Source organism: Methylocystis borbori, assembly GCF_036576025.1.
Lineage (GTDB): Bacteria > Pseudomonadota > Alphaproteobacteria > Rhizobiales > Beijerinckiaceae > Methylocystis > Methylocystis borbori.
The window spans coordinates 76593-101201 of the sequence record NZ_JAZHYN010000002.1; the positions used below are offsets into that span (position 1 = coordinate 76593).

Annotated in this window: 24 protein-coding genes and 1 tRNA gene; 17 read left to right on the forward strand and 8 right to left on the reverse strand. The window is 62.0% G+C overall.

Annotated features, from left to right (window positions below; translation table 11 throughout):
- Nucleotides 1-118: 118 nt before the first annotated feature.
- A complete protein-coding gene (locus V3H18_RS01205) occupies nt 119-298 on the reverse strand; it encodes a YdcH family protein (RefSeq protein WP_332080044.1) in 180 nt (59 codons plus the stop codon).
- 262 nt (nt 299-560) lie between these two features.
- Between V3H18_RS01205 and V3H18_RS01210 the strand changes: the two genes are divergently transcribed.
- Nucleotides 561-635: transfer RNA gene (locus V3H18_RS01210), tRNA-Val, on the forward strand.
- Nucleotides 636-701: 66 nt separating this feature from the next.
- On the opposite strand, the gene V3H18_RS01215 is transcribed toward V3H18_RS01210, so the two are convergent.
- Complete coding sequence (locus V3H18_RS01215; protein WP_332080045.1) at nt 702-1295, reverse strand: hypothetical protein; 594 nt, start codon at nt 1293-1295, stop codon at nt 702-704.
- Between the two features lie 268 nt (nt 1296-1563).
- On the opposite strand from V3H18_RS01215, the gene V3H18_RS01220 reads away from it, so the two are divergent.
- From V3H18_RS01220 to V3H18_RS01230, 3 genes are all read left to right on the forward strand, one after another.
- Nucleotides 1564-1881 (forward strand): hypothetical protein, encoded by a 318-nt coding sequence (locus V3H18_RS01220; RefSeq protein ID WP_332080046.1) that lies wholly within the window; start codon nt 1564-1566, stop codon nt 1879-1881.
- Between the two features lie 379 nt (nt 1882-2260).
- A complete protein-coding gene (locus tag V3H18_RS01225) occupies nt 2261-3655 on the forward strand; it encodes a glycosyltransferase (protein ID WP_332080047.1) in 1395 nt (464 codons plus the stop codon).
- A complete protein-coding gene (locus V3H18_RS01230) occupies nt 3652-5406 on the forward strand; it encodes a glycosyltransferase (protein ID WP_332080048.1) in 1755 nt (584 codons plus the stop codon). Before V3H18_RS01225 ends, V3H18_RS01230 begins: the two co-directional genes overlap by 4 nt.
- A 13-nt stretch (nt 5407-5419) precedes the next feature.
- Here the strand turns inward: V3H18_RS01230 and V3H18_RS01235 are convergent, their stop codons facing one another.
- The 4 genes from V3H18_RS01235 to V3H18_RS01250 form a co-directional block, all read right to left on the reverse strand.
- Nucleotides 5420-6508 (reverse strand): GSCFA domain-containing protein, encoded by a 1089-nt coding sequence (locus V3H18_RS01235; RefSeq protein WP_332080049.1) that lies wholly within the window; start codon nt 6506-6508, stop codon nt 5420-5422.
- Nucleotides 6505-7221, reverse strand: a complete 717-nt coding sequence (locus tag V3H18_RS01240; RefSeq protein ID WP_332080050.1) for a hypothetical protein — start codon at nt 7219-7221, stop codon at nt 6505-6507. The genes V3H18_RS01235 and V3H18_RS01240 overlap by 4 nt, the downstream gene beginning before the upstream one ends.
- 96 nt (nt 7222-7317) lie before the next feature.
- Nucleotides 7318-7980, reverse strand: a complete 663-nt coding sequence (locus V3H18_RS01245) for an acetyltransferase (protein WP_332080051.1) — start codon at nt 7978-7980, stop codon at nt 7318-7320.
- The gene (locus tag V3H18_RS01250; RefSeq protein ID WP_332080052.1) at nt 7977-9065 is read right to left on the reverse strand and encodes a DegT/DnrJ/EryC1/StrS family aminotransferase; all 1089 of its coding nucleotides are present in this window, start codon (nt 9063-9065) and stop codon (nt 7977-7979) included. Before V3H18_RS01250 ends, V3H18_RS01245 begins: the two co-directional genes overlap by 4 nt.
- A gap of 272 nt (nt 9066-9337) precedes the next feature.
- On the opposite strand from V3H18_RS01250, the gene V3H18_RS01255 reads away from it, so the two are divergent.
- The gene (locus tag V3H18_RS01255) at nt 9338-9619 is read left to right on the forward strand and encodes a hypothetical protein (protein ID WP_332080053.1); all 282 of its coding nucleotides are present in this window, start codon (nt 9338-9340) and stop codon (nt 9617-9619) included.
- Between the two features lie 72 nt (nt 9620-9691).
- On the opposite strand, the gene V3H18_RS01260 is transcribed toward V3H18_RS01255, so the two are convergent.
- On the reverse strand, nt 9692-9907 hold the full coding sequence (locus V3H18_RS01260; protein ID WP_332080054.1) for a hypothetical protein: 216 nt from the start codon (nt 9905-9907) through the stop codon (nt 9692-9694).
- Between the two features lie 240 nt (nt 9908-10147).
- Here V3H18_RS01260 and pdxR point away from each other — a divergent pair, with 240 nt between their 5' ends.
- The 10 genes from pdxR to guaA all read left to right on the forward strand — a co-directional run bounded on the left by pdxR (nt 10148) and on the right by guaA (nt 21148).
- The gene (gene pdxR / locus V3H18_RS01265; RefSeq protein WP_332080055.1) at nt 10148-11701 is read left to right on the forward strand and encodes a MocR-like pyridoxine biosynthesis transcription factor PdxR; all 1554 of its coding nucleotides are present in this window, start codon (nt 10148-10150) and stop codon (nt 11699-11701) included.
- Nucleotides 11702-11815: 114 nt separating this feature from the next.
- Complete coding sequence (locus tag V3H18_RS01270; protein WP_332080056.1) at nt 11816-13006, forward strand: MFS transporter; 1191 nt, start codon at nt 11816-11818, stop codon at nt 13004-13006.
- 182 nt (nt 13007-13188) lie between these two features.
- Nucleotides 13189-13929 (forward strand): outer membrane protein, encoded by a 741-nt coding sequence (locus tag V3H18_RS01275; RefSeq protein ID WP_332080057.1) that lies wholly within the window; start codon nt 13189-13191, stop codon nt 13927-13929.
- 170 nt (nt 13930-14099) lie between these two features.
- Nucleotides 14100-14507 (forward strand): succinate dehydrogenase, cytochrome b556 subunit, encoded by a 408-nt coding sequence (sdhC, locus tag V3H18_RS01280; protein WP_332080058.1) that lies wholly within the window; start codon nt 14100-14102, stop codon nt 14505-14507.
- A 13-nt stretch (nt 14508-14520) separates the two neighbouring features.
- Entirely contained in the window at nt 14521-14916 is a 396-nt protein-coding gene (gene sdhD / locus V3H18_RS01285; RefSeq protein ID WP_332080059.1) for a succinate dehydrogenase, hydrophobic membrane anchor protein, read from the forward strand.
- A gap of 89 nt (nt 14917-15005) precedes the next feature.
- On the forward strand, nt 15006-16838 hold the full coding sequence (gene sdhA / locus V3H18_RS01290) for a succinate dehydrogenase flavoprotein subunit (RefSeq protein ID WP_332080060.1): 1833 nt from the start codon (nt 15006-15008) through the stop codon (nt 16836-16838).
- Between the two features lies 1 nt (nt 16839).
- Nucleotides 16840-17619 (forward strand): succinate dehydrogenase iron-sulfur subunit, encoded by a 780-nt coding sequence (locus tag V3H18_RS01295; protein ID WP_332080061.1) that lies wholly within the window; start codon nt 16840-16842, stop codon nt 17617-17619.
- 142 nt (nt 17620-17761) lie between these two features.
- Nucleotides 17762-18145 carry a hypothetical protein gene (locus V3H18_RS01300; protein ID WP_332080062.1) on the forward strand — a complete coding sequence of 128 codons (384 nt, stop codon included), beginning with the start codon at nt 17762-17764 and terminating at the stop codon, nt 18143-18145.
- A 35-nt stretch (nt 18146-18180) separates the two neighbouring features.
- A complete protein-coding gene (locus V3H18_RS01305; RefSeq protein WP_332080063.1) occupies nt 18181-19215 on the forward strand; it encodes an aspartate-semialdehyde dehydrogenase in 1035 nt (344 codons plus the stop codon).
- Between the two features lie 328 nt (nt 19216-19543).
- Complete coding sequence (guaA, locus tag V3H18_RS01310; RefSeq protein WP_332080064.1) at nt 19544-21148, forward strand: glutamine-hydrolyzing GMP synthase; 1605 nt, start codon at nt 19544-19546, stop codon at nt 21146-21148.
- A 77-nt stretch (nt 21149-21225) separates the two neighbouring features.
- Here the strand turns inward: guaA and V3H18_RS01315 are convergent, their stop codons facing one another.
- Nucleotides 21226-23064, reverse strand: a complete 1839-nt coding sequence (locus V3H18_RS01315; protein WP_332080065.1) for an FAD-dependent monooxygenase — start codon at nt 23062-23064, stop codon at nt 21226-21228.
- Between the two features lie 102 nt (nt 23065-23166).
- Between V3H18_RS01315 and V3H18_RS01320 the strand changes: the two genes are divergently transcribed.
- Nucleotides 23167-23889 carry a TetR/AcrR family transcriptional regulator gene (locus tag V3H18_RS01320; protein WP_332080066.1) on the forward strand — a complete coding sequence of 241 codons (723 nt, stop codon included), beginning with the start codon at nt 23167-23169 and terminating at the stop codon, nt 23887-23889.
- Between the two features lie 281 nt (nt 23890-24170).
- A complete protein-coding gene (locus V3H18_RS01325; protein ID WP_332080067.1) occupies nt 24171-24608 on the forward strand; it encodes a thioredoxin domain-containing protein in 438 nt (145 codons plus the stop codon).
- Nucleotide 24609: the final 1 nt, after the last annotated feature.

Consider the following 24609-nt stretch of genomic DNA (forward strand, 5'->3'; position numbering starts at 1 on the left):
GAAGCGCTTAGGCAAGCTCCGAAAAAGTTACCAGACTTTTTCGATCAGAACTCGCTCCAGCTCTATGATCGGCGCGATTTCCTATCGATCGGAGGATTCCGTCGGATCGGAAAGCGCGCTAATGGCGCGTTTCGCTGATCGTCAGCTTGACTAATTCGTCCTTGATCTGCAGCTTTTTGCGCTTGAGCTCGATGATTTTCAGTTCATCGGCCGTGGGATGAAGCTGCTCCTGCTCGATTTCCTTTTTGAGCGCCTCGTGGCGGCGTTGGAGTTCGACGATATGGCCCTGTAAGGACATGCGAAACCTCCTTGTTTGCTCTCTCGACGAGCGAGCGCAATTTTTGATTTTGCCACAACGCCGCCGCTTCGCAAGACCGGAAATGGCGGATGCGTCATAAATCTTTTATGCGCGCGGCCTACAGCGTTCACGGATTCTCAATCCTTTGAGAGGCTTGGCGTATTACGCGATTCTCTTTGTCGCAGCGCGCCGACGCGTCGATGCGCTTGCGCGCCGCGATTTTCGCCAGTATAGACGGCGCTCCGGCCGCCCCGGCGGCTAAGGGCGCGTAGCTCAGCGGGAGAGCACTACGTTGACATCGTAGGGGTCACAGGTTCAATCCCTGTCGCGCCCACCATTGGCCACAGCGAGAAAAAGCCGCGTTTTTAGGGACAGGCTCGGCCGCTGGGCCTCAATTCCCCTCTCAGGCGTTCGCCGCTTCGTTCTTCCCAGTCTTGCGCTCCGCATCGGATTGAGCAGGCGAAATCTTTCGCGCCCATGTCAGGACAGCGCCGCCGATAGCGAGAAGAGCGACCCATATCCCGTTTGCGGTTTCGAGCTGCTTCTTTATGAATTCAAGCCACTCGCTGGCGCTTTCCGGCCAGCCCACCTCCACGCTGATCTTTTGCGTCAAGGTGCGGACGGTTCTTCTCACGTCCTTGCCTTGCAGCGGGATGAAGGCGTCGAATGTCAAGATGAGCGTTTGTTCGCCTGCGGCCTTGGGAGTGACTTTCCAAGACCAAGTCGTCAACTCGTCTTCTGAAACCGCCTGCTCCTGCGGGCCGGCAGGGGAAATATCGAACGCGCTGCCGCCAGAAAGCGTCGCAGCCACCCTGTCGGAAACTTTTAAGGGGACCACGGTCGGCGTTCCCAAATGATCGACTTCGCGCGCCAGCGTCTCCTTTGGCATTTTGGCTGAGAGCTTGGCGACGATCTCCAGGTCTTTGCCGAGACGAGCCCTCGGGGGCGAGTTAAAGGCGACATTGGCGTCTACCAGACGGCGGATCGCTTCGTCCACAAGCTTGAGGGGCGAGGCGAGGGACGGAGCTGGCTCCGCCGTAATCTCCCGGCTTTCGGCGACCTCCGAAGGCGCGGAAGGAAGGGGCGCCGCGGCTTCCCTCGGCGCCGTTCTGCTGCGGCGATGCCAACCATGGTGGGCGCGCCCGCTGGCGACCGCGGGTTCTTCTCCAGAAGGCTCCGTTGATCGATCTTGCTTCGCCGAGGCGCGCTTCGTTCCCCGACTTTTGGCCGCCTCCGCCTTTATGGCGCGCGGATTCCATTTCTCTATGGCCTTTTCTATCGGCGCCGCGGCTTCCGTTGGGCTCGCCGCAATCATCGGCGCCGTGGGCGCGGCCTTAGGCGTCGCGGAGGTCTCGACCATCGCCGACGTCTTGAAAGGCGGGGGGGCCGCCTTTTCCTCCTCCACCGTCGGAGCGGCGGTTTCCGCTGATGTCTCCTCAGCCGTCGTCTCTGCAGGCTCCCCCACAAGCGTCGCCGCCGGCTCGCTCGGCGTCGATGCGTCGACCCGCGAGGCCGAGGGTTTTTCTTCAACCGCCGCCGGCGGCGCTTTAACGGCGTGGAGATTGGACGACAGGAACGAGTAGGCTAACCCTCCGGCGCCGAGAAGGAAAAGGCCGCCGCCAAGGGTAAGGAGGATTTTCTTTAGGGCTGTATCGCCAAATTTCGCACGCCAACTCATTTTGAAAATCTTTGGATGAGTTAATTAAAACAGCATGCGCCTGTTTAAGGGCGCTGTAAAGAGCCGCTTATGGCGACGCGTTGCGTTAGCCGGTATGTTGCGCGCTTCCACCCCCAGGATAGTGCAGGCGGGAAAGTTTACGGAAAAAGCGCTGCTGAGCGCGGAGGACCGCCGTCTTGCCCGTCTAAACACGACGCCCACGATCCGATTGCGGGGGACTTGCGCTTTGCGCGGCGGCTACAGTAGATGAGCCGATTCATTGCGCGAAACCTAAGGGGATGTGAATGCGTTGCGCCGTTCTTATGCCAAATATTTGGCGCGGCGGAATACTCAATTTCGGCGTGCTGATAAGCAATATTATTTCAGAAATTGAATTTGACGGCCGTTCGACGGAAGTGAGCTTCTGCGTGCCGAACGGATATAACCTCGATTTGATCGTGGGGCTCAACGATTCCGTTAACGTCATAACCTTCGATCACGCGCCCTATAAGGCGGATTTCGCTTTCAGGACGTTCGTGCAGAATAAAGCCGCCCCCTCGCTGAAAGATGTCCATGGAGTGGGGTCTTTGAACGACATGACCTATCCGCGCGCTTCGGGCGGCGCGCTGGATATTGTTTTAGCGGATGTCTGGGTTCTTTTGACGGGTCTCTTCAACTACGGCCCGATCATTCCGCTGAAGCCCTATCTCGTTTACGCCCCAGACTTCATTCAGCGAATCGTGCCCGAGATATACGACGACCCGCCTATCTCTCCGGCATGGATGATGAACGCATGGCAGGCGCTCGCCCTGCAGAGGAGCGCCGGGGTCATCGTCACGTCGAATCAGACGGGAAAGGACGCGCTGACCTACGCTGGCGTGCGCCCGGACAAAATCCATCGTTTGCCCATGGCGAACGCGCCATTGTTCAAGGAAGATCCCAACCTTGCTGAGAAGATTGTGCGCAAACGCAAAAAGATCGCTCAATATTTACCGGCGGAAGGCGGGCGCGCGCCGTCCAGCGCCTTGCCGCCCGCCGCGGCGAGGAAGACTTCCGACGAGGACCGCGGGCGAAACGAGGAAGAGACCCTCGACGATATTATCGCCGCGGACCGCCCTTATTTTCTTTGGGTCACCAACACGACCGTGCACAAAAATCAGCAAAGAGCGCTTCAAGCGCTGGAGCGATATTACGAAGAGGGCGGCGCCCTGCGCTGCGTGATTTGCGGGGCTGACACCGATCGATACCGCAAGCCATCGCAACTTCCAGTCGTAAACGCGATTTACGAGCGCCTGAGGTCGAGCCCGGCGCTGCAGGAGAACGCCTATCTCGCCGGCGAAGTGGGAAATGAAAGATTTCGGCAGCTTCTGACTGAAGCCGCCTTTCTCTGGCACAATGTGATTTACGATAACGGCACCTTCTCCGTCATCGAAGCGGCCCGGGTCGGCACGCCATGCCTTGTCTCCGCCTATCCGCAGATGATCGAAATATTGGAGCATTTCTCCATCGAGGCTGAGCTGTTCGACCCCTGGGACCTGGCGGACGCCGCGCGCGGCCTTAAGGCGATGGAGAAAAAATTGGCGGAGGGCGAGCCCCGCGCGCCCAAGGACATAGGCGATCAAGACAGAATCATTTTCCGCGAGAAATTGGCCGACTTGCTTCGCGGCGCCCTGCGCGAGACAACCGAGACTGCGCTGTGAACGCATCCGCCGAAGACTCTCCTTCGAAGCTCAGGATCGGCGTCGTCGTTCCCGGGCTGCATAAAGCGGCGTTTGGCGAAGGCCTGCTGCAATATCTCATTTTTCTGATCCGGGGGCTGACTCCCGGCGTCGCCCAACTGAACCTCGCCATGCGAGCGGAGTCGGTGGAGGCGTTCATGACCTGGCGCAGCCATATGCCGGCCGACCTGCAAGCCGACATCGTCGTCACTGGCGTCTCTCACACGATTCTAAGCGATCTTTGGCCGACCCCAGTCTCCGACGAGCAGCGCAATTGGGTCCGTAGCTTCGAAGCGGGAATCGATGTCTGGTTTCCGATCCAGCCTCACTACACGATCCTGGAATCGGCCTTGAAACCGGTGGTCGCGCTTTTCGCCGATTTTGTGTTTGCCGAATATCCGACCTTGTTCCCCGATGAATTATTTCCCAAGAACCAGCTCCCCGAGCGCGTCTACGAAGCGACCATGAAGATGGTCCTCTCGACCGCTGGCTACATATGTTTCTCCGAACATGTGAAACGCCGACAGATTTTGCGGCATTTCGACATCCCCGAAGATAAAATTTTCGTGATTCCCCATGCGCCTTTCGATTACCGCGCCATTGCGGGCGCCAATTTTGAAGGACGCGAGGCGGCGGCCGAGAGAATCAGGGAATATCTGCGCGACGAACCCCTCAAATGGCGGGACGCCTGGCAGGAGCGGCTCCTTGGCGAGACGCTGAAGGAATTTCCATTCGAGCATGCGCCTTATGTTTTCGTTTCGACGCGCGCGCGGCCACATAAAAATGTCGAGATCATCGTTCGAGCCGCGCTCGCGCTGCGGCGTAGATATTCGAATGTCAAATTTATCGTGACCGCGCCCATGCGATGGGACAATCCTCAGGACGAATTTACGCGGCAGGTCATCGCCCACGGCCTGCACTGGGACATTGTTTCAGTATCGCACACGCCGACGACGATTCATGCCGCGCTTTACGCCTGCGCCGCCTTGACGCTGCATCCCTCGCCCTTCGAGGGCGGCTTCCCCTTCACCGCTTTCGAAGCGCTTTCCATGAACTGTCCCGTTCTACTGGCGGACGGGGCGGTCGCGCGAGAGACCTTGCCGCGCGGATCGGAAGACCTCTTTCTGTTCAGCCCCATTTCGCCTAAGGGGCTGGCGGAGAGGATCGAGAGCGTCATTGACGCGCGCGATGAGGTCCTCCTGCGCCAGCAGGAGGCGCTTCGCGGTCTAGGCGGCTCTCTGCGAGGCAACGTCGAGAAGGTTTTGGGGATTATGCGCTCCGCGATCGAGACGGGGCCCATCGGTCTGGATTTGGCGACGAGCGACGCCGTCGTCTACGACGCGGCCGCGCCGGTCGATCTGGAGGGCCTGGGGTGGCACCGAGGCGAAAGTTGGGGGCGCTGGGCGAGCGAACGCGAAGCCGCTCTGGTCTATTGGAATCCCAGATCGAACGCTTCAGGCGCCCTAGAGATAAGGCTGAATGCGCCGCCTCGTCATCCAGGAGAGGTTTACAAAGGCGCCATCAAGGTCCACGGCGAGATCGCCGCGAATTTCGTCGTCGACGGCTCGGCCGGGAATAAAATATCCGTCCGCATCGAGAATATTCCCGCAGGCCGGATTGAGCTTGGAATCATGTCGGATGTCTTGCGCAGTCCTTCGAGCGTCGATCCCAGGAGCAGCGATCCGCGCGAGCTTGGCCTTGGGATTGTCTCGGTGGGGCCTGCCGAGAGTTAATTATGACGCGCCTCTAACCGCCAAGATCGAGCAGCACCGCGTCACAGAGGGATTTGGTCAGGGATTGCGCTCGCGCGGCGTAATTCACCTGCTCGCTCTTCACGCCTATTTCAACGCGAGTCTCGTTCCCTGAAGCGGCCCATTGCGCTCCTTCGTCCGTAACATGTTTGAAGAACAAATCCATGATCCGATCGACGCCGGCGTCAGTCACGGACCGAAGATCATCGTCAAAATAGCGGCCGCGCGTCTGAGGCCCCGCTATGATTTCGTAGGAGGGGAAATATGCGACCGCAGGATCGCATTTCGTAATCGCCTCGCACGCCGCGCGATGAACCGCCTTCGAATAGGTGCTCGCGCAAAGAACATGATCATCGCTTCCGGTCGCGATGAACTGAACCGGCGAGACGGCCAGGATGACCCGGAGGTCTTTGTTAACCTCCCGCAGTTCCTCGAGAAAAAGAGTCATGTCCGCAACGACTTCGCCGACATCCTGATTTCGAAATGCGTGAACTGACTCGTCGAAGTGGCCGCCCGCTACGCCCGGACAGAGCGGGAAGACTGCGCCGTCCTTCCTGTTTTCCCAGCATTCGGTCATGCTGAAAATGTAAATGAACACATCCATGGTCTCGAACGCTTCTCGCACGGCGGCGAAGTGTTGAGCGCGATCCAGGCGGTATTCCTCGATGCAGGCGAAGCCGTCAGGCTGTATCAGCGGTCGGAACGGATCGACGAGTTTATTATCGCCTTCGAACCACATATCCTCGATCGGCTCGAAGCGCCCATATGCCCGACGCAATAGCTGAAGCAATTGCCGGGCTGTATGGACGCTGCCATATCGCGCGCTGTGACGACCATAATTGAAAAGCGCCGCCGTCTCCTCCGGCAAGAGCGGATGTGCTTTTTCGGTAACGAGGAAATTATATCCGGCCGTCTGCAAGCGGTTGGCGATAAGCGGGGCGAAGCAACCGCCCGCCGTCACGATCTTATCGGAAGGCGAAATTCTGAACGGGAAATTTACGATTGGATCGGCGTTCGCCTCGAACGCGGAAACGCCTCTGCGCCATAAGCGGTGGGAAGCGGCGTCTGAGTAGGGATGGGTCATACCCACTCCTTCATTTTTTCCAAGACAAGGCGTCCATATGCGACGTTTGCATGAGTCGCGTTCGAATAATAATCCGTCTTCAGAAAGCCCTTATCATCGATCGCTATGGCAGGCGGGTAAATTATTTCAATGCCGTTTTCTTTGCAAAACTCAATCAAAAGTGACGTGCAAAGCAGATATGCCTTCAGGCGAAGCCATGGAGATGAAATGCGATCGCTTTCTTTCAATTGCCATGGCGCATAAGTTAATATTATTTCTTCGCTCTCGAGAGGAGGCTGAGAAATTATATGAATAACTTTACCGGCTGCGCAGGATTTAGCCAGGGTTAGAATGCCAAAATCTTTATTGAGATGACGCTTGAAGGCGTCGCGCATGGCGTAAAAGGAAATCAGTTGAGCGTTGGGATCGAGCGGCAGGTCCGGGCGGTCGGGCAAAATGAAATCGAACGGTTGTGGGTGCTGGATCAGCGTCAGCAAGTCGCGCGCGCCGGTGTTCACGATAGAGAATACGGCGCCCTGCTTCAGAAGCTGCAATATCTCGGGGTGGAACTCGGTAATATCGGCGTTGAACGGGGGCTGCGGCCCCAGCGCGAAAGGCGCGCCGTTCAGAGGAAAGCCCGCTTCCTCGGCGGCGATGAAAATCAGGGCGCTGCTGCTGTTGCCGATCAGCGCCGGGGTATGGGGCAGACCATTCGCTAATGGGCTCACAGCCATTTTTCCATGCCCCAATCACGACGGGAGAATTTGTTGATTCCAGTCCGCGCCCCGCGTGTCCATGATAGACAAAATTTTTTCCAAACTTTGTCGAAATTATGATTCGTGAAGCCTTGCCGGAACGCCATACGCCTTGGCGTTCGCGGCGATGGGCCTAACCACGACGGCCCCCGCGCCCACGATCACGTCGGCGCCGATCTCAATATTGGGGATGACGACCGTTCCGGCGCCGAGGAAAGTGCGGTCTCCGATGGTCACGCAGCCCGCCAAGGTCGAACCCGGCGCGATGTGTACGCATTGGCCTATATTGGCGTCATGGTCGATGGTGGCGCCGGTGTTGATGATACAGCCGGCGCCGATCCGCGCATCGGCGTTCACCACAACGCCCGCCATGACCACGGACCCCGCTCCAATGACGGCGGAAGGCGATATCGTCGCGCGCGGGTGGATCAAGGCGGGAAGCTCAAATCCGAGAGCGTGCAGCTTGGCGATGACGCGGGCGCGGACGTGATTGGCTCCCAGCGCGACCGCGGCCGCGCGGACGCCGCGTTCGAGGAGGTTCGGCAGGATATCGTCCGCGCCAAGGATCGGCGCGCCGAGCACCGCCCGCGCGCCAGGCTCGGGATCGGTGCAGCCGACCACTTCGAAAAGCCCGGTGGCGCGCGCCAATTCGATCACGACCTTGGCGTGGCCGCCCGAGCCGATGATGACGATGGGCGCAAGGACCGGCGTTTTCCGATCTTGATGAGCGTTGGTCATGCGCCGATCGCCCGAAGCAAACTCGAAGTAACCTTTTCTATATCGGCCTGCGTCAGGGTTGGATAGCTCGGAAGGCTGATCCCCCGCCTGGCGAGGCTTTCCGCGATGGGCGCGTTTATCGGCAGATGGCGATAATGCGGCATTTCATGCGCGCAGAAGAACGCGGGGCGGGTCTCGACGCCGTCCGCCGCCATCCGCGCCATGATCTGATCGCGGTCGCGGGATTTCGGGACGAGCAGGCTGACCAGCCATTCGGATGATTCAACGCCGTCCGCCCGCGTCGGAAACCTCAGATCGAAGTTGGCGAGGATATCGCGATACATGGCCGCGATCTGGCGTTTGCGCGCGAGGATCGAGTCGATCCGCTCGATCTGGGCAAGGCCGATCGCGGCGGCGAGATTGGTCATGCGATAGTTGAAGCCGAGTTCGACATGCCAGTAGCGCCGCGTCGGGTCCTGGCCCTGGCCTTTCAACAGGACGAGCCGCCGATGAAGTTCGGGATCCTGGGTCACCACCGCCCCGCCTTCGCCCGTGGTGATGACCTTGTTGCCATAGAAACTGAAAGCGCCAATGTGGCCAAAAGCGCCGAGGTGTCGGCCGTCGACCGCAGTTCCCAGCGCTTCGGCGCAGTCCTCGACGACATATAGTCCGTGGCGCGCGGCGAGTTCGCAAATCCGCGCCATGTCGCAGGCGCCGCCATAGAGATGGACCGGCATAATGCAGCGCGTGCGCGGCGTGATCGCCGCCTCGATCGCGTCGACGCTCGCCTGCCAATCGGCTTCGTTGGAGTCGACCAGAACCGGCGTCGCGCCCGTTTGGACGATGGCGTTGATCGACGCGATATAGGTGAAGGTAGGCGCGATCACTTCGTCGCCGGGGCCAATGTTCAAGGCGTGCAGGGAAAGGTGAAGCGCCGCCGTGCCGTTTGCGACCGCCGCCGCATGCGCGGACTTCGTATATTGGGCGATCGCCGCTTCGAAGCGGTCCACATATTCGCCTCGGGAAGAAATCCAACTGCTGTCGAAGGCGTCCAGCAGATATTCCCGTTCTCGTCCCGCAAGATCGGGTTCGTAAAGAAAAATCACGTCCGTAACTTTCTCGATGCGCGGCGAAGGCGCCGCGAAATTTGCCTGGCGGCGGCTCGCCTTTTGGGAAGCATTCTATCCAATCATTCCCGAAGCTTCATCGAATAGCGCGTCGCGCCCTGATGGTCGATGCGCCCGAGGACAGCGGCCGCGACAGGCGAGCGCCGAAGGGGCCAAGGCCGCGCAACGCATCTCCGCGATTGCTCCGCCCCGGCTTGCGGTTCATAGCTTCGGGGAAGCCCGCGCGGCAAGCAGCGAAAGCGGAGGAAGTTATGGATTTGCCCACGATCGACCCGCTGATTGCCGCGGGCGTCGCCGCCTCGACCGCCGTCACGGACGGCGCTTATGTGTTCTTCAACGCGGCGGTGTCGGAACGCCGTCGCATGGCGGCCGCGACATGGAGCAGCATCTGGTATCTGCTCTCCGCCTTCGCGGTGATCAGCTACACGTCCAACTGGGCCTATGTGGCCTTCGCCGCGATCGGCGCATGGGCCGGCGGCTTTCTGTCGATCACGGTGCTGAACCACATCGCGCCGATGCGGCGGAAAGGATAGCCGGCGGAAGTCGTCTGCCCGAAAAAAAAACGCCGCTCGCGCGGCGTTTTTGTGAGGTCGGGAACGAAAATTTCAGTCGCGCAGGATGACGGGAATTGCGTCTTCCTTGGGCTGTATGGTCGAGGCGGGGAGGGGTTTGCCGGCGCCGGCGGTGGCGAGGTTCACCTCATGCGCCTTGCCCGCTTCGCGCGCGTGGGGCTTGTCATGGCCCGTGCTGGTGAACAGTCCCAGCGCCAGAAAGGCGGCCCAGAAGGCCAGCGGCACGATGCGCGAATTGGCTAGCGGCATTTTTTCTCCCCCCAATTCTCTTGGGCGCCGATAAGGCGATGAAAGATTTCTATAAGTTCTGCCCTAAGAAAAGCGCCAGGACGCCACAACCTAATGGCGCCAATCGATCGTTTTTCGCCCCGGTCTGGCTGAGGTTTTCCGGGAGCATCGCCTTCCATGGTGGCGCCAATTTTTACTTCTTATGTGGACCTATGCGGAGAGCTCCAGCGGGCGTTAGCATGCGCCCAGAGGAGTTGAACGATGCCCATTCCGTCCGCAGAACGTTCCGCGCCCATTGTGAGAAGCAGCCATGCGCAGCTTTCGATCATCCTGGGCGAGTCCGAAAAGATCACGCTGCAGACCCAGATATTCAATCAGATTCGGTCGATGATCCTCAATGGCCAGTTGAAGGGCGACGACCCGATGCCGACGACGCGCGAATTGAGCAGCCAGCTCGCCGTCTCGCGCAATACGGCTGTTCTCGCTTATGAGCGGCTCATGGCCGAGGGCTATATCCGCACCAAACCCTATGTCGGGACTTTCGTCGCGCCGGATCTGCCCGACACGGCCTTCCTTTCCGCCGACGGGGGCGCCCCGCCGGTCGAGGAGAGCGAGGAGACGGCCGAATCGCCATCGCCGCCGCTCGGGAGCGCGCTGCGCACGCATCGCCTTGCCGATCCGGCGCGGCGGCGCCTCGCGGCCGATTTCTGGGTCGGCAGGCCCGACGCGCGCTCCTTTCCGCTCAAGGCCTGGTCGCACCATATCAAGAACCGGCTGAAGGCCGCGGGCGCCAATTTGACGAGCTACAACGACCCCGCCGGCCTCCCTGAATTGCGGCGCGCGATCGCCAAGCATCTCGCGCCGGCGCGGGGCGTCATCGTCGATCCCGATCAGATCGTCATCGTCGGCGGCTGCCAGGACGGATTCAATCTCGTCGGCCGGCTGCTGGTGACGCCGGGATCGATCGCGGCGGTCGAATCGCCTTGTTATCAGGGCGCCGCCTTCGTGTTCGAAAGCCTGGGCGCGACGCTCCATCCCGCGCCCGTCGACGAGGACGGGCTCGACGTTTCGCAATTGCCGCGCGTGAAGGGCGCGCTCGCCTATGTCACCCCTTCGCATCAATATCCGATCGGCGTGACGATGAGTCTGCAGCGCCGGCTGGAGCTGCTGTCATGGGCGACGCAATATGACGCCTATGTCATTGAGGACGATTACGACAGCGACTTCCGCTTCGTCGGTTCGCCGCTCACGGCGCTGAAGGGCCTCGACCGCAACGAGCGCGTCATCTATCTCGGCACCTTCTCGAAATGCATGGGGCCGGGCCTGCGGCTCGGCTACGTCGTCTTGCCGCGCCGTCTCGTGGAGGCCGCGCGGCGGATGAAAATGCTGATGAACAATGGCCAGAGCTGGCTGGAGCAGGCGGCGATGGCGGATTTCATGGCGAGCGGCGAATTCGGACGCCATTTGCGGCGCATCCGCCAGCTCTATCGCGAGCGGCGCGACGCCTTGCTGAATGCGCTCAAGAACCATTTCGGCGCGTGTGAAATCTATGGCGAGCAGGCCGGCATGCATCTCGTGTGGAGACTGCCGGCGGGCTTTCCCAGCGCGACCGAGATCGAGGCGAAGGGTCTTGCCGCGGGCGTCGGCGTCTGTTCGCTCGCGACGGGCTCGGCGCTGCGCTTCGATGAAAGCGACGGCGACCGTTTCTTGATGTTCGGCTTTGTCGCGCTCACCGAAAGGGAGATCGAGAACGGCGTCGCGCGCCTCGCCGAGGCTTTGAAGCAGAGCGCGCCGACGGGCGTGGCGTTCGCCTGAAAGCGGGTTTTGGATACAGCGCGGGCCAACCCTCTCATCCTGTGAGAGGGTTTTCGCGCGCTTGTTCTAACTCTCTCTCTATGGGAGAAGGTCGCCCCGTTCGCTCGAGGCGTCATGAAAAGTCTCATCAGCCCGTCGCGCCTGCGCGCCATTCCTTCCGGCGTCTGGGCGCTCGGCCTTGTCTCGCTGCTCATGGATTTTTCCTCCGAGATGATCCATGCGCTGCTGCCGATCTATCTCGTCGGCGCGCTCGGCGCCTCCATGGTCGAGGTTGGCTTCATCGAGGGCGTCGCCGAGGCGACGGCTTCGATCGTCAAGATTTTCTCGGGCGCGCTTTCCGACTGGTTCGGTCGACGCAAGCTCCTCGCCGTCATCGGCTATGGGCTTGCGGCGCTAACGAAACCCATGTTTCCGCTCGCGCCCAATGTCGCCTGGGTCACGGCGGCGCGCTTCATCGACCGCGTCGGCAAGGGCGTGCGCGGCGCGCCCCGCGACGCGCTCGTCGCCGACATCGCGCCGCCGGCGATTCGCGGCGCGGCTTTCGGCCTTCGGCAATCGCTCGACACGGCCGGCGCCTTTATGGGACCGGCGGCGGCCGTCCTGGTGATGTGGCTGACCATCGACAATATCCGCGCCGTATTCTGGGTCGCGACGATTCCAGCGATTCTCGCGGTGATCGTGCTGGCGCTCGCGGTGCGCGAGCCGGAAAGCGCGCGACCGCCGCGGCCGGCGCGTTTTCCGCTGCATATCGATGAAATCCGCCGACTCGGCGCGCCGTTCTGGACTGTCGTCGCGATCGGCGTCGTCTTTGGCCTTGCGCGCTTTTCGGAGGCCTTTCTGATCTTGAAGGCGCAGGCCGTGGGGCTGCCGACAGCGCTCGCGCCGCTCGTGCTGGTCGCGATGAACATCGTCTACGCCGGCTCCTCCTATCCGGCCGGCGCCTTTTCGGATCGCGGCGATCGCGTCAAGCCGCTCGCGCTGGGCCTTCTCGCGCTCGTCGCCGCCGATATTGCGCTGGCGTTCGCAGAGGAGCAGCCGCTGATGTGGCTCGGCGTCGCGCTGTGGGGCCTGCATATGGGGCTGACGCAAGGACTCTTCGCCGCGCTCGTCGCCGACACGGCGCCGGCGGCTCTGCGCGGCTCCGCCTTCGGCGTCTTCAATTTGACGAGCGGATTGGCCTTGCTCGTCGCCAGCGCCGCCGCAGGCGCCTTGTGGGACGCCTATGGGCCCGTGGCGGCCTTTCTCGCAGGCGGCCTTTGCGCCTTGCTGGCGCTTGCCGGATTGCTCGCGGCGCGGAGACGCTGACGAGAGTGTTGCGCGCGCGCAACATGTTGACGAAATACGCATAGAACGCCGTTCAATTGCGATGAATCGCGAGCCAATGCATCATTGAGAGAGTATACGTGCCTCATCCGCCGATTGCTGACGGTTAATACTCTAAAGGGCGGGGCGTCCCGGTCTTGGAAAATGCATCCACGAGGCTCACGATGAAAAAAATTGCTCTCGGTTTTGCAGCTGCGCTGCTCTCCGCCGCTTCCGCCGGCGCCGCCGATCTCCCTTCTCGCAAAGCGCCGCCGCTTCCCCCGCCGCCCCCGCTCTTTAGCTGGACCGGCGTCTATGTCGGCGCCAACATCGGCGGCGGCTGGCTCGACCGTTACAACGTGGCCGGCTGGTCGAACACCTGGAACGGCTTCGGCTGGTGGCCGGTCTATGCGCTCAACGGCAACAATACGGGCTCCGGCGTCGTCGGCGGCGGCCAGATCGGCTATAATTACCAGGTTTCGCCGCTCTTCGTCGTCGGCATTGAAACGGATATTCAAGGCACGAGCATCGGCGGCGGCAATGGCGGCGGCTGGTGGGGCAGCGCAACCCGCAGCGTCAGCTGGTTCGGCACGGTGCGCGGCCGGCTCGGCGTCTCGCTGTTCAAGCCCGAACTCCTCTTCTACGGAACGGGCGGCTTCGCCTATGGCGACGTCAAGCTGAACCTGCCCATCTTCAACGGCTTCCGCCAGACGGCGACGGGCTGGACCGTCGGCGGCGGCGCGGAATACGCTTTCCTCCAGAATTGGTCGGCGAAGGTCGAATATCTCTATACCAATCTGGGCGCGACCTATTCGGGCGCTCCCTCGGCGCAGCACCGCGTGCATATGCACACCGTGCGCGCCGGCCTCAACTGGCGTCTCGGCTGGCTTTCGGCCCCGCCGGCGCCGGTGCTCGCGAAATACTGAGCGCCACAAAATACGACATGCGCAAAAGCCCCGGCGACGGGGCTTTTGTCTTTTGTGACGGCGAACGCCCGTCTCCCAGAGCCGCGCGCGGTTGCGGCGCCGCAACAATTGAATTATTTCGTTGGAAGCGTTCCGAGTTGGTATGAGCGCGCGGAGAGAGGGGGCACTCATTGACCGACGCTGACACGGACAGGCTCGCGTCGCGGCGGCCGCTGTCGCCGCATTTGACCGTTTACAAGCCGATGCTGACGATGGCGATGTCCATCGCGCATCGCATCACCGGCGCGGCGCTGTATGTCGGCATGGCCTTGCTTGCGCTGTTCCTGCTGGGCGCGGCGGTTGGCGGCGGCGCCTTCTCCGCCGTCGCCTGGATCGGCTCGGGCTTCATCGGCGACGCCATCATCCTCATGGTCGTCTGGGCGATCTTCCATCATCTGCTCGGCGGCGTGCGCCATGCGCTGTGGGACCGCGGTCTCTACATGGATCCCGAAGGCCGGGAATTTCTCGCCCAGGCGACGCTCGGCGGCGGACTGCTGCTGACGGCGCTCGCCGTCATCCTCAAGACGCTGGCTAGTTGAGCGGGAGGGCTCGATGACGATCGCGACCCATTTCAAGAGCGAGCGTAAGGGGCGGGGCGAGGCCTATGTCTCGGACCACGCCGGCTCGCATCATGCGCTCTTCATGCGCCGAACCTCCTACGCCCTGGCGCCGCTCGGCGTTCTCGCCGCCTGGTTTTTGCTTGGCGCCGCCGGCAAGCCGCTCGATGGCGTGCGCGCCGAGATCGGGCGTCCCCTGCCTGCGCTCGTTCTCATCGCTTTCGCGGCGATCGGCATGCTTCATGCCCGGCAGGGCATGAATGAGATCATCGAGGACTATGTGCATGACGAGGCGCTCAAGGCGAAGGCGCTCGCGGCCAACAAATGGATCGCCTTCGCCGTCGCGGCGATCTGGGTCGTCGCGATTCTCATTATCGCGGCGCCCAGATAATGCGCGGAGCGCGAATCGAACGCCGTCGGAGCGCGCGGCGACGGCTCGGTTGCAGCGCGATTCAGAATAGATTCAAGAAGGCTTGATCAATGGTTGCAAAGGGCGTTGCTGCAAATGTGTCGATCGGCGGCCGGGCGTATCCAATCGTCGATCACACCTTTGACGTCGTCGTCGTGGGCGCCGGCGGCTCCGGCCTACGCGCCGTCGTCGGCTGCGCCAACGCGGGGCTCGACGTCGCCTGCGTGACGAAGGTGTTTCCGACCCGGTCGCATACCGTCGCGGCGCAGGGCGGCGTCGCCGCCGCGCTCGGCAATATGGGGCCGGACAACTGGAAATGGCACATGTACGACACGGTCAAGGGCTCCGACTGGCTCGGCGACCAGGACGCGATCGAATATTTGTGCCGCAACGCCCCAGAGGCGGTTTACGAACTCGAACATTGGGGCGTGCCCTTTTCGCGCACCGCCGAAGGCAAGATCTATCAGCGCCCCTTTGGCGGCATGACCACGGATTTCGGCAAGGGACCGCCCGCGCAGCGCACCTGCGCCGCCGCCGACCGCACCGGCCATGCGATGCTGCACACGATGTACGGCCAGGCGCTCAAGCAACAGACGAAATTCTTCATCGAATATTTCGCGATCGACCTGATTATGGACAGCGACGGCGCCTGCCGCGGCGTCGTGTGCCTGAAGCTCGACGACGGAACGATCCATCGCTTCCGCGCCGCGCTCACCGTGCTCGCCACCGGCGGCTATGGCCGCATCTATTTCTCCGCGACGTCGGCGCATACCTGCACGGGCGACGGCGGCGGCATGGCGCTGCGGGCTGGCCTGCCGTTGCAGGACATGGAGTTCGTGCAGTTTCACCCAACCGGCATTTACGGCGCGGGCTGCCTGATTACGGAGGGCGCGCGCGGCGAGGGCGGCTATCTGACGAATAGCGAAGGCGAGCGCTTCATGGAGCGTTACGCGCCTTCGGTGAAGGACCTCGCGCCGCGCGACATGGTCTCGCGCGCCATCACTATGGAGGTGCGCGAGGGCAGGGGCGTCGGCAAGCGCGCCGACCACGCCCATCTACATCTGGAGCATCTCGATCCGGCGATTCTGCACGAGCGCCTGCCGGGCATCTCCGAAAGCGCCAAGATTTTCGCCGGCGTCGACGTGACGCGCGAGCCGATCCCGATCATTCCGACCGCGCATTACAATATGGGCGGCATACCGACGAATTATCACGGCGAAGTCGTGCGCAAGCGCGACGGCGATCCAGACGCCGTGGTGCCGGGCCTGATGGCGCTGGGCGAAGCCGCCTGCGTCTCGGTGCATGGCGCGAATCGTCTTGGCTCGAATTCGCTGATCGACCTTGTCGTCTTCGGCCGCGCGGCGGGGCTGCGCGCCGCAGAACTGGTCAAGCCGGGCGACGCGCAGCGGGAGCTGCCGGCGGATTCCGCCGATTTCGCCCTATCGCGGCTCGATTTCTTCCGCAACGCCAATGGCTCGGAGTCGACAGCGACGCTGCGCGAGCGCATGCAGCGCACGATGCAGTCGCATTGCTCGGTCTATCGCACGGGCGACGTGCTCGCCGAAGGCGTCGCGCTCATCAACGACGTCTGGCGCGACACCGCCAATGTGAAGGTGACGGACCGTTCGCTGATCTGGAATTCCGATCTCGTCGAGACGCTCGAATATGACAATCTCATCGTGCAGGCGGTGACGACCATGGAAAGCGCGGCGAGCCGCACGGAGTCGCGCGGCGCGCACGCCCGCGAGGATTTTCCCGAGCGCGACGACAAGAATTGGATGAAACATACGCTGGCGACGATCGATCGCGCGGCGAAGACGACCTGGATCGATTACCGCCCGGTGCACAGCTATACGATGACGAACGAGGTGGCCTATATCGAGCCCAAGGCAAGGGTGTATTGAGATGGTCGAATTCGCCCTTCCAAAAAACTCCGTCATCGCCGAAGGCAAGACTTGGCCGAGGCCCGAGGGCGCGACGAATCTGCGCGAATTGCGCATCTATCGCTGGAACCCGGACGATGGCGCCAATCCGCGCATCGACACATATTTCGTCGACATGGATAATTGCGGGCCGATGGTGCTCGACGCGATCATCTTCATCAAGAATACGATCGATCCGACGCTCACCTTCCGCCGCTCTTGTCGCGAGGGCATTTGCGGCTCCTGCTCCATGAACATCGACGGCACCAATACGCTCGCCTGCACCAAGGGCATGGACGAGATCGAGGGCGTCATCAAAATCTATCCCCTGCCGCATATGGCGGTGGTGAAGGATCTCGTGCCCGACCTCACCATCTTCTACGAGCAGCACGCAGCGATCGAACCCTGGCTGCAGGCGGGCGCCGCGCCCGAAAAGGAGCGGCTGCAAACGCCGCAGCAGCGCGCCAAGCTCGACGGGCTATACGAGTGCATTCTCTGCGCCTGCTGTTCAACTTCGTGCCCGAGTTATTGGTGGAACGCTGACCGCTATCTGGGCCCCGCGGCGCTGCTGCAGGCCTATCGCTGGGTCCAGGATTCGCGCGATGAGGCGGCTCCCGCCCGCATCGACTATGTGGACGATGTTTTCCGCCTTTACCGCTGCCATACGATCATGAACTGCACCAAGGCCTGCCCCAAGCACCTCGAACCGGCCAAGGCCATCGCGGAGCTCAAAAATCTGGCGATCGCCCGCATGGAAGGGTGAGCGGGGCCGAAGCCGCGCCCCGGGGAAACCGCGCCGCGTCGTTGGGACGGCGGTTCGGGGCCTTAAGGCGGCGGAACGCCGCCTTGATTGCGCCGCGCCGCCGGTTTAGGACGGCCTTAAGTCATTCTCGGAGATTGGAGCCATGTCGTCTCGCGCGCGCGCCTTTCGCGGACCCCTTCTCGCCGCCGCTTTCATGATCGCCGCCAGCGGGCTGGCGGCGTCGGCGCAGGAGGTGCAATTCGACCCCAAATCGCTCGACGATCCGGGGGCCGCAACGGCTTCGCCCAAGGCGAAGGGCAAGAAGGCCCGCGCGCCGCAGGGCTCCGTCCAGGGCGCCGGGCCGCAGCAGCAGGGGGGCCGCACGCCCGACCGCCAGTTCGGCGAACTCGAAGGCTGGTCTCCCGGCAAGGCGCCGCCGCCCAAACCGGGCGAAAAGGAAACAACGCCCAGCAGCGGCTCAGCGAAGGGCTCCATGCCCATCGGCGTCTCGCCCTCGGGCAATATGTCCGTCGGCCTTCCCTTTTAGTTCATGCGCCGGCTCGAGCCGGCTGGAGTCGCATCATGGCGTATAAGGTCGCGGTCGTAGGGGCCACGGGCAATGTCGGCCGCGAAATGCTCGATATTCTCGCCGAGCGTCGCTTCCCGGTGTCGGAGGTCGTCGCGCTCGCCTCGTCGCGTTCGATCGGCGTCGAAGTCTCCTTCGGCGACAAGGTGCTTAAGTGCAAGGCGCTCGAGTCCTACGACTTCTCCACGACGGACATTTGTCTCATGTCCGCGGGCGGGACGGTCGCGAAGGAATGGGCGCCGAAAATCGGCGCGCAGGGATGCGTCGTGATCGACAATTCCTCCGCCTGGCGCATGGACCCCGACGTGCCGCTCGTCGTGCCGGAGGTGAACGCGCAGGCCGCCGCGGGCTTCCCCAAGAAGAACATCATCGCCAACCCCAATTGCTCGACCGCGCAGCTTGTCGTCGCGTTGAAGCCGCTGCACGACGCGGCGAAGATCACGCGCGTCGTGGTTTCGACCTATCAGTCGGTTTCCGGCGCGGGCAAGGAGGGGATGGACGAACTTTTCGCGCAGACGCGCTCGGTCTTTGTCTCGGATCCCGTCGAGGCGAAGAAGTTTCCCAAGCGCATCGCCTTCAACCTCATTCCGCAGATCGACGTCTTCATGGAGGACGGCTTCACCAAGGAAGAGTGGAAGATGGTCGCGGAGACGAAGAAGATCTTGGATCCCAAGATCAAGCTGGTCGCGACCTGCGTGCGCGTGCCGGTGTTCATCGGCCATTCCGAGGCGGTGAACATAGAATTCGAAAAGCCGATCTCCGCGGACGAAGCGCGCGACATATTGCGCGAGGCGCCCGGCGTGCTCGTCATCGATAAACACGAGCCGGGCGGCTATATCACGCCGCATGAGGCGGCGGGCGAAGATGCGACCTATGTCTCGCGCATCCGCGACGACCCGACGGTCGACAACGGCCTCGTGCTCTGGTGCGTCTCCGACAATCTGCGCAAGGGCGCGGCGCTCAACGCCGTGCAGATCGCGGAAGTGCTGATGAACCGCAAGCTGCTGACGCCCAAGCGCAAGGCGGCCTAGCGCGGCTTCTTCTTAAAGACGGGGTTCAGACCAACGGACTTTTCGGTCTTGCGCGTGACCAATGCGGCGGTTTACGTCGGGATTTGACGGCGTGCTCCATACGTTGCGCGTTGAGGAGAGATTGTCCGGTGTCTGTCCCTCTCTTGCTGCGCAAACCGGGTGTTTCCCGTTTGCGCATCGATGCCAAAGTCGGCAATAGCCGACTTTGGACTGAGAGAGGGAACTCTAACGATGGACATTGCGCGGTTCGTTGTTCTGGCCCAGATCGGACTCCTCTCCCGCGCAAAGCGGGAGAGGCGCGGTCGGGGGAATATAAAAAAGAGAATTCATGACCCACGCCGCCGACTCCTTCCATCACGACATCGCCGATCGCCACGACAAGGCGCTGATCGTCGACTTCGGCTCCCAGGTGACTCAGCTCATCGCGCGGCGTGTGCGCGAGGCGGGCGTCTATTGCGAGATCGCGCCTTTCCAGAACGCCGAGCGCGCCTTCGCCGACATCCGCCCGAAAGCGGTGATCCTCTCGGGCGGCCCCTCTTCGGTGACGGAAGCGGGCTCGCCCCGCGCGCCGCAGGCGATTTTCGATTCCGGCGTTCCCGTGCTCGGCATCTGCTATGGCGAGCAGACCATGGCGACGCAGCTCGGCGGCGAGGTCGAAGGCGGACATCATCGCGAATTCGGCCGCGCCGAGGTGACGGCGCTGGAGCACAGCGCGCTTTTCGACGGCGTATGGGAGAAGGGCGGCAGCTTTCCCGTCTGGATGAGCCATGGCGATCGAGTGACGAAGCTGCCGCAAGGCTTCCACGTCATTGCCGCGTCGCAGAACGCGCCTTTCGCCGCGATCGCTGACGAGGCGCGGCGCTATTACGGCGTGCAGTTCCATCTCGAGGTCGCGCATACGCCCGATGGCGCGAAGCTGCTTTCGAATTTCGTGCATAAGGTCGCGGGGTTGAAAGCCGACTGGACGATGGCGGCCTTTCGGCAAGAAGCCGTCGCGGCGATCCGTCATCAGGTTGGCGACGGGCGCGTGCTCGGCGGGCTTTCCGGCGGCGTCGACAGCGCGGTCGCGGCGGTGCTCATTCACGAAGCGATCGGCGAGCGCCTCACTTGCGTCTTCGTCGATCACGGCCTGCTGCGGCAGGGCGAGGCGGAAGAAGTCGTGCGGCTCTTTCGCGACCATTATAATATTCCGCTGCATCACGTCGAAGCGGAAGAGCTGTTCCTGAACGCGCTCGAAAGCGTCGACGATCCTGAGACGAAGCGCAAGACGATTGGGCGGCTCTTCATCGAGACCTTCGAGGCCGAGGCGAAGAAGATCGCCGAGGACGGGCGCGGCGCGCCGCAGTTTCTGGCGCAGGGCACGCTCTACCCCGACGTGATCGAGAGCGTCTCCTTCAGTGGCGGGCCCTCGGTGACCATTAAGTCGCATCACAATGTCGGGGGCCTGCCCGAGCGTATGAACATGCGGCTCGTCGAGCCCTTGCGCGAACTCTTCAAGGACGAGGTGCGCGCGCTGGGCCGCGAACTCGGCCTGCCCGAAGCCTTCGTCGGGCGCCATCCTTTTCCAGGGCCGGGGCTCGCGATCCGCTGTCCAGGCGTCGTCACGCGCGAGAAACTTGCGATTCTGCGTAAAGCCGACGCCGTCTATCTCGACGAAATCCGTAAGGCCGGGCTTTACGACGAGATTTGGCAGGCTTTCGCGGCGCTGCTGCCGGTGCGCAGCGTCGGCGTGATGGGCGATGGACGCACTTATGATTATGTCATTGCGCTGCGCGCAGTGACGTCGAGCGACGGCATGACGGCGGATTTCTATCCTTTCGACATGGGCTTCCTCGGCCGCGCCGCGACGCGCATCATCAATGAGGTGAAGGGCGTCAATCGCGTGGTCTATGACGTGACGAGCAAACCGCCGGGAACGATCGAGTGGGAGTGATGGTAGGAAACCCATTCCAAACCCACCATTCGCTTTAACTCGGTACGTAGGGGCGTCAGACAACTTTAGAGCTTGTGCTATGCAGTGGCGACCCGCTGAAAGGCGTTGGCCAGCACCTGTGCCGGTTCGGACGGGTATTCTTTTGTGCGCCAGGCGATATAGCCATCCGGACGGATCAGTGAGGCGCCGGAGGGTCCGATCCCAAAGGCCTTTGCGAACCCAGGATCAACCGGCTCAATTGGCGCGGGTTTCCATCGTAGTTCCGCGAGGGCCTCGGCGGCTGCGGCAAGCACCGCCTCTGTCAGCTGTCCTTGCGACAAAGGCAGGAGTTGGCGCAGGCTCATGAGTTTGAGTGTGGCGTAACTCGAATGCGTGAGGACTTGAGGTAAATGGGCCGCCAGCGCCGCCTTGCCTGCCGGGTGCGCCACAATCTGTTCGATGGGCATATCGAGTGGCGAAACGTGGGAAACAGGAGCGGCGGCGATCGTTTCGCCGCCAATGAGCACGCAATCCAGTTTGACCTTAAACTGCGCGGCTACTGACTGAGCCGCAGGACGCCAGCGTTCGTCGCTGGTCAACAGCGCCCAGTCGGGTTGTACCAGATCGAGCGTCGAGCTGCGTGCGCCATCCTTGCTGACCCATACATGCGGCGCGCGCGTCCCGGGCTGGCCAGCCCATTGGTCCGGGCGCAGCGCTGGCGGCAAATCTGCGCCGGCCCCGAGTACGGCTGACGAGCGATAGAGCTGGCCCAGTTCCATTGCGTCATCATCAATGATGGGCACGTCTTTGTCCGTCGGCCTCGCATATCGCGCATAATCGGGCCGGGCAAAGATTTGGCTGTGGCGCAGCCACGCGATCGGTCGCCGTTCGGCATCATAGCTATCGAGCAATTCCGGACGGGATTCTCCCGCGAGAACTGAAGCGATCTTCCAGGCCAGGTTATGAACGTCCTCGATGCCGGTATTTGCGCCATAGCCGCCGCGCGCGGGGGGCAATGTGTGCGCCGCATCTCCGGCGAGGAAAATCCGGCCGAGCGCGAAGCGATCGGCAATTAGCGCGCTCAACTCCCAAAGCCCCGTCGCGATAATCTCGATGTCGAAGTCGGATCGGCCAACGGCCTTCTGGATCATCGCCTTCAGGCCAGCTTCGTCATAATCACGCTCATCTGCGGCGATCAGGAGCCATCGGCCCTGACCCTGGGTGGCGTCGCGATAGGTAGTCAGCATCGCTTCGAAGCCCGGCTGTTCGATTTCGAACTGACTGACGCCCGATTTCAGGTAATCTTCGAGCGGCGCGCGAAACAGGACGCTCCGAGCCGTTCGCATGACGCCCCGCCCTTGTCGGCCGATGCCCAGCGCTTCGCGGATGGGGCTTGCATGTCCATCAGCCGCGATCACATATTGCGCACGCAGTGCATAGTCCTGTCCGTCACGTTGGCGCATCCGCGCCGTGACGCCCTCTTCATCCTTCTCGAAGGACATTAGTCTGGTCGTGAGCCGAATGTCCGCGCCGAGTTCGATCGCGCGAGCGCGAAGAATAGGCTCCAGCAGATCCTGAGCCAAAGCGGCGGCCGTGCAGATGGAATAGTCGACCTTCGATGAGCTAGATCCGTCGCCCGCAACGACCGGCGTCCAAGCCACTTCTTCGCTCGCCCATTTCCCGGCAAGGCTCTCGACCTTCAATCGGCGAGGGTGACCGAAACCCGGCGGCGTTTGTGGAATCTGGTCTCCAAGGCCCACCGCGCGGTAGAGCTCCATCGTCCGGGTGGTAAATCCCATCGCTCGCGGCAGCGGCGAACTCCCGGCATGCCTTTCAACCAGCACCGCTGGCACGCCGCGCGCGGCAAGAAAAACTGCCGCCGACAGCCCAACCAGTCCGCCGCCGACAATGAGAACCGGGGTCGAGTTCATTTCCATGGGAATTCCTTCGCCGCATCGAATCGATACATTGTATCTAATAGATATATTGTATCATAATAGAACGTTGTCTTGTCAAGCGCCCGATGTTAGGAACGGCGCATGAGCAAGAATGATCCGACTCTGCTTTGGGAACGCCCCGAGCCCCAGCCGCGCCCCGCGCCGGTCGCGCTCAGTCGCGAGAGCATCGTCCGAGTCGCGATCGAGCGCGCCGATGCCGAAGGGCTGGCGGCAGTCACTTTGCGCAGTGTCGCCGGTGCGTTGGGAGCGGGGCCGATGCGGCTCTATGGCTATCTGAAGACCAAGGACGAGCTGCTCGCCCTGATGGTTGATGCGGTCTACTCTGAAATGCTCACTGAAGGCGATGCGGCGGCGGGATCATGGCGCGCGCAGGTCACGGCACTGGCCCAAGCGATGCGTCAGGCGGCGCTCCGCCATCCCTGGTTTGTGGCGCTGCTGGGGGGAAGGCCGCATCAAGGGCCCAATGCTCTGGCTTTTCTTGAAGCCATGCTGGCTGCCGTCGGCAATGCGCCGCAGCTCGAAGGGATTGACGCGATCTTTCAGGCGACCAAGCTCGTCAACGCCTACATACTCGGAACGGTCCGAGACGAGGCGGCAGAGGCGATCGCAGTGCAGGAGAGCGGCCTGACCAAGGCGGAATGGCAAAGCGCAAGCTGGCCTTATCTGGAGCGGATGATCGCCACGGGCCGATTCCCGATGATTGCGAAAGTCGTGCGCGATGTAGACCATTTGAGCCCGGAAATAGTCTTCATCCGAGGGCTAGACTGTGTGCTCAACGGGATCGCAGGCCCGGGAGTCGGCTAAACTTGGGTGAGGGAGCTCGGTGATCTTACGCCTTGTCTCGCCGGACAGATTGACGCCGGTGGCGAGGACGGCCGATCTCGCTTCGAGCGAAGAAAATCACAGAAAAAATCACGTAAATTTGGAAATATTGTTATCGATGGTAAAAGGAATGATTCCAGTCTATCGTGCCAATCTAAAGTCTGCGGCCAATAAAATTATATGAAATCAATTAAATAGGCGCAGTTCGCGGTGTGGCGCCCTCATTGCAATTTCTCTAAAAAAGAAAAATTGGGAGGTTGCCGATGTCGCCTTTGCTGCGTCGCCTGATCGAACAGGCGGGGTTGCCGCTCGTGGACGAACTGAGCCTCGACGAATTCCTCGACGGCGTGTCAGGCGCGCGCGCGCATGCTCTTCTTTTCTTTTCCGGCGACGGCGCAAGACGGCCTGAAACGGGCGATGTCGCCGTCGTGCTGCCGGAGCTGCTTTCCTATTTCTTTCCTCGCCTTCATGGCGCCCTGATCGCGCCGGAAGCCGAAGAAACGCTGCGCGCGCGGCTTCACGCCTATGTATCGCCAAGCCTCGTCGTCATGCGCGGGCGCGAGCCGGTCGGCGTCCTGCCGAAAATCTGGGACTGGGCCGATTACATCGCCAGGATCGAGGGTTTTCTCGATCCTTCCGCGCCGGCGCTCGCGGGACCGAAAAGGCCCCAAGTAGAGATTTCTTTCAACGGCGGAGCCTGAG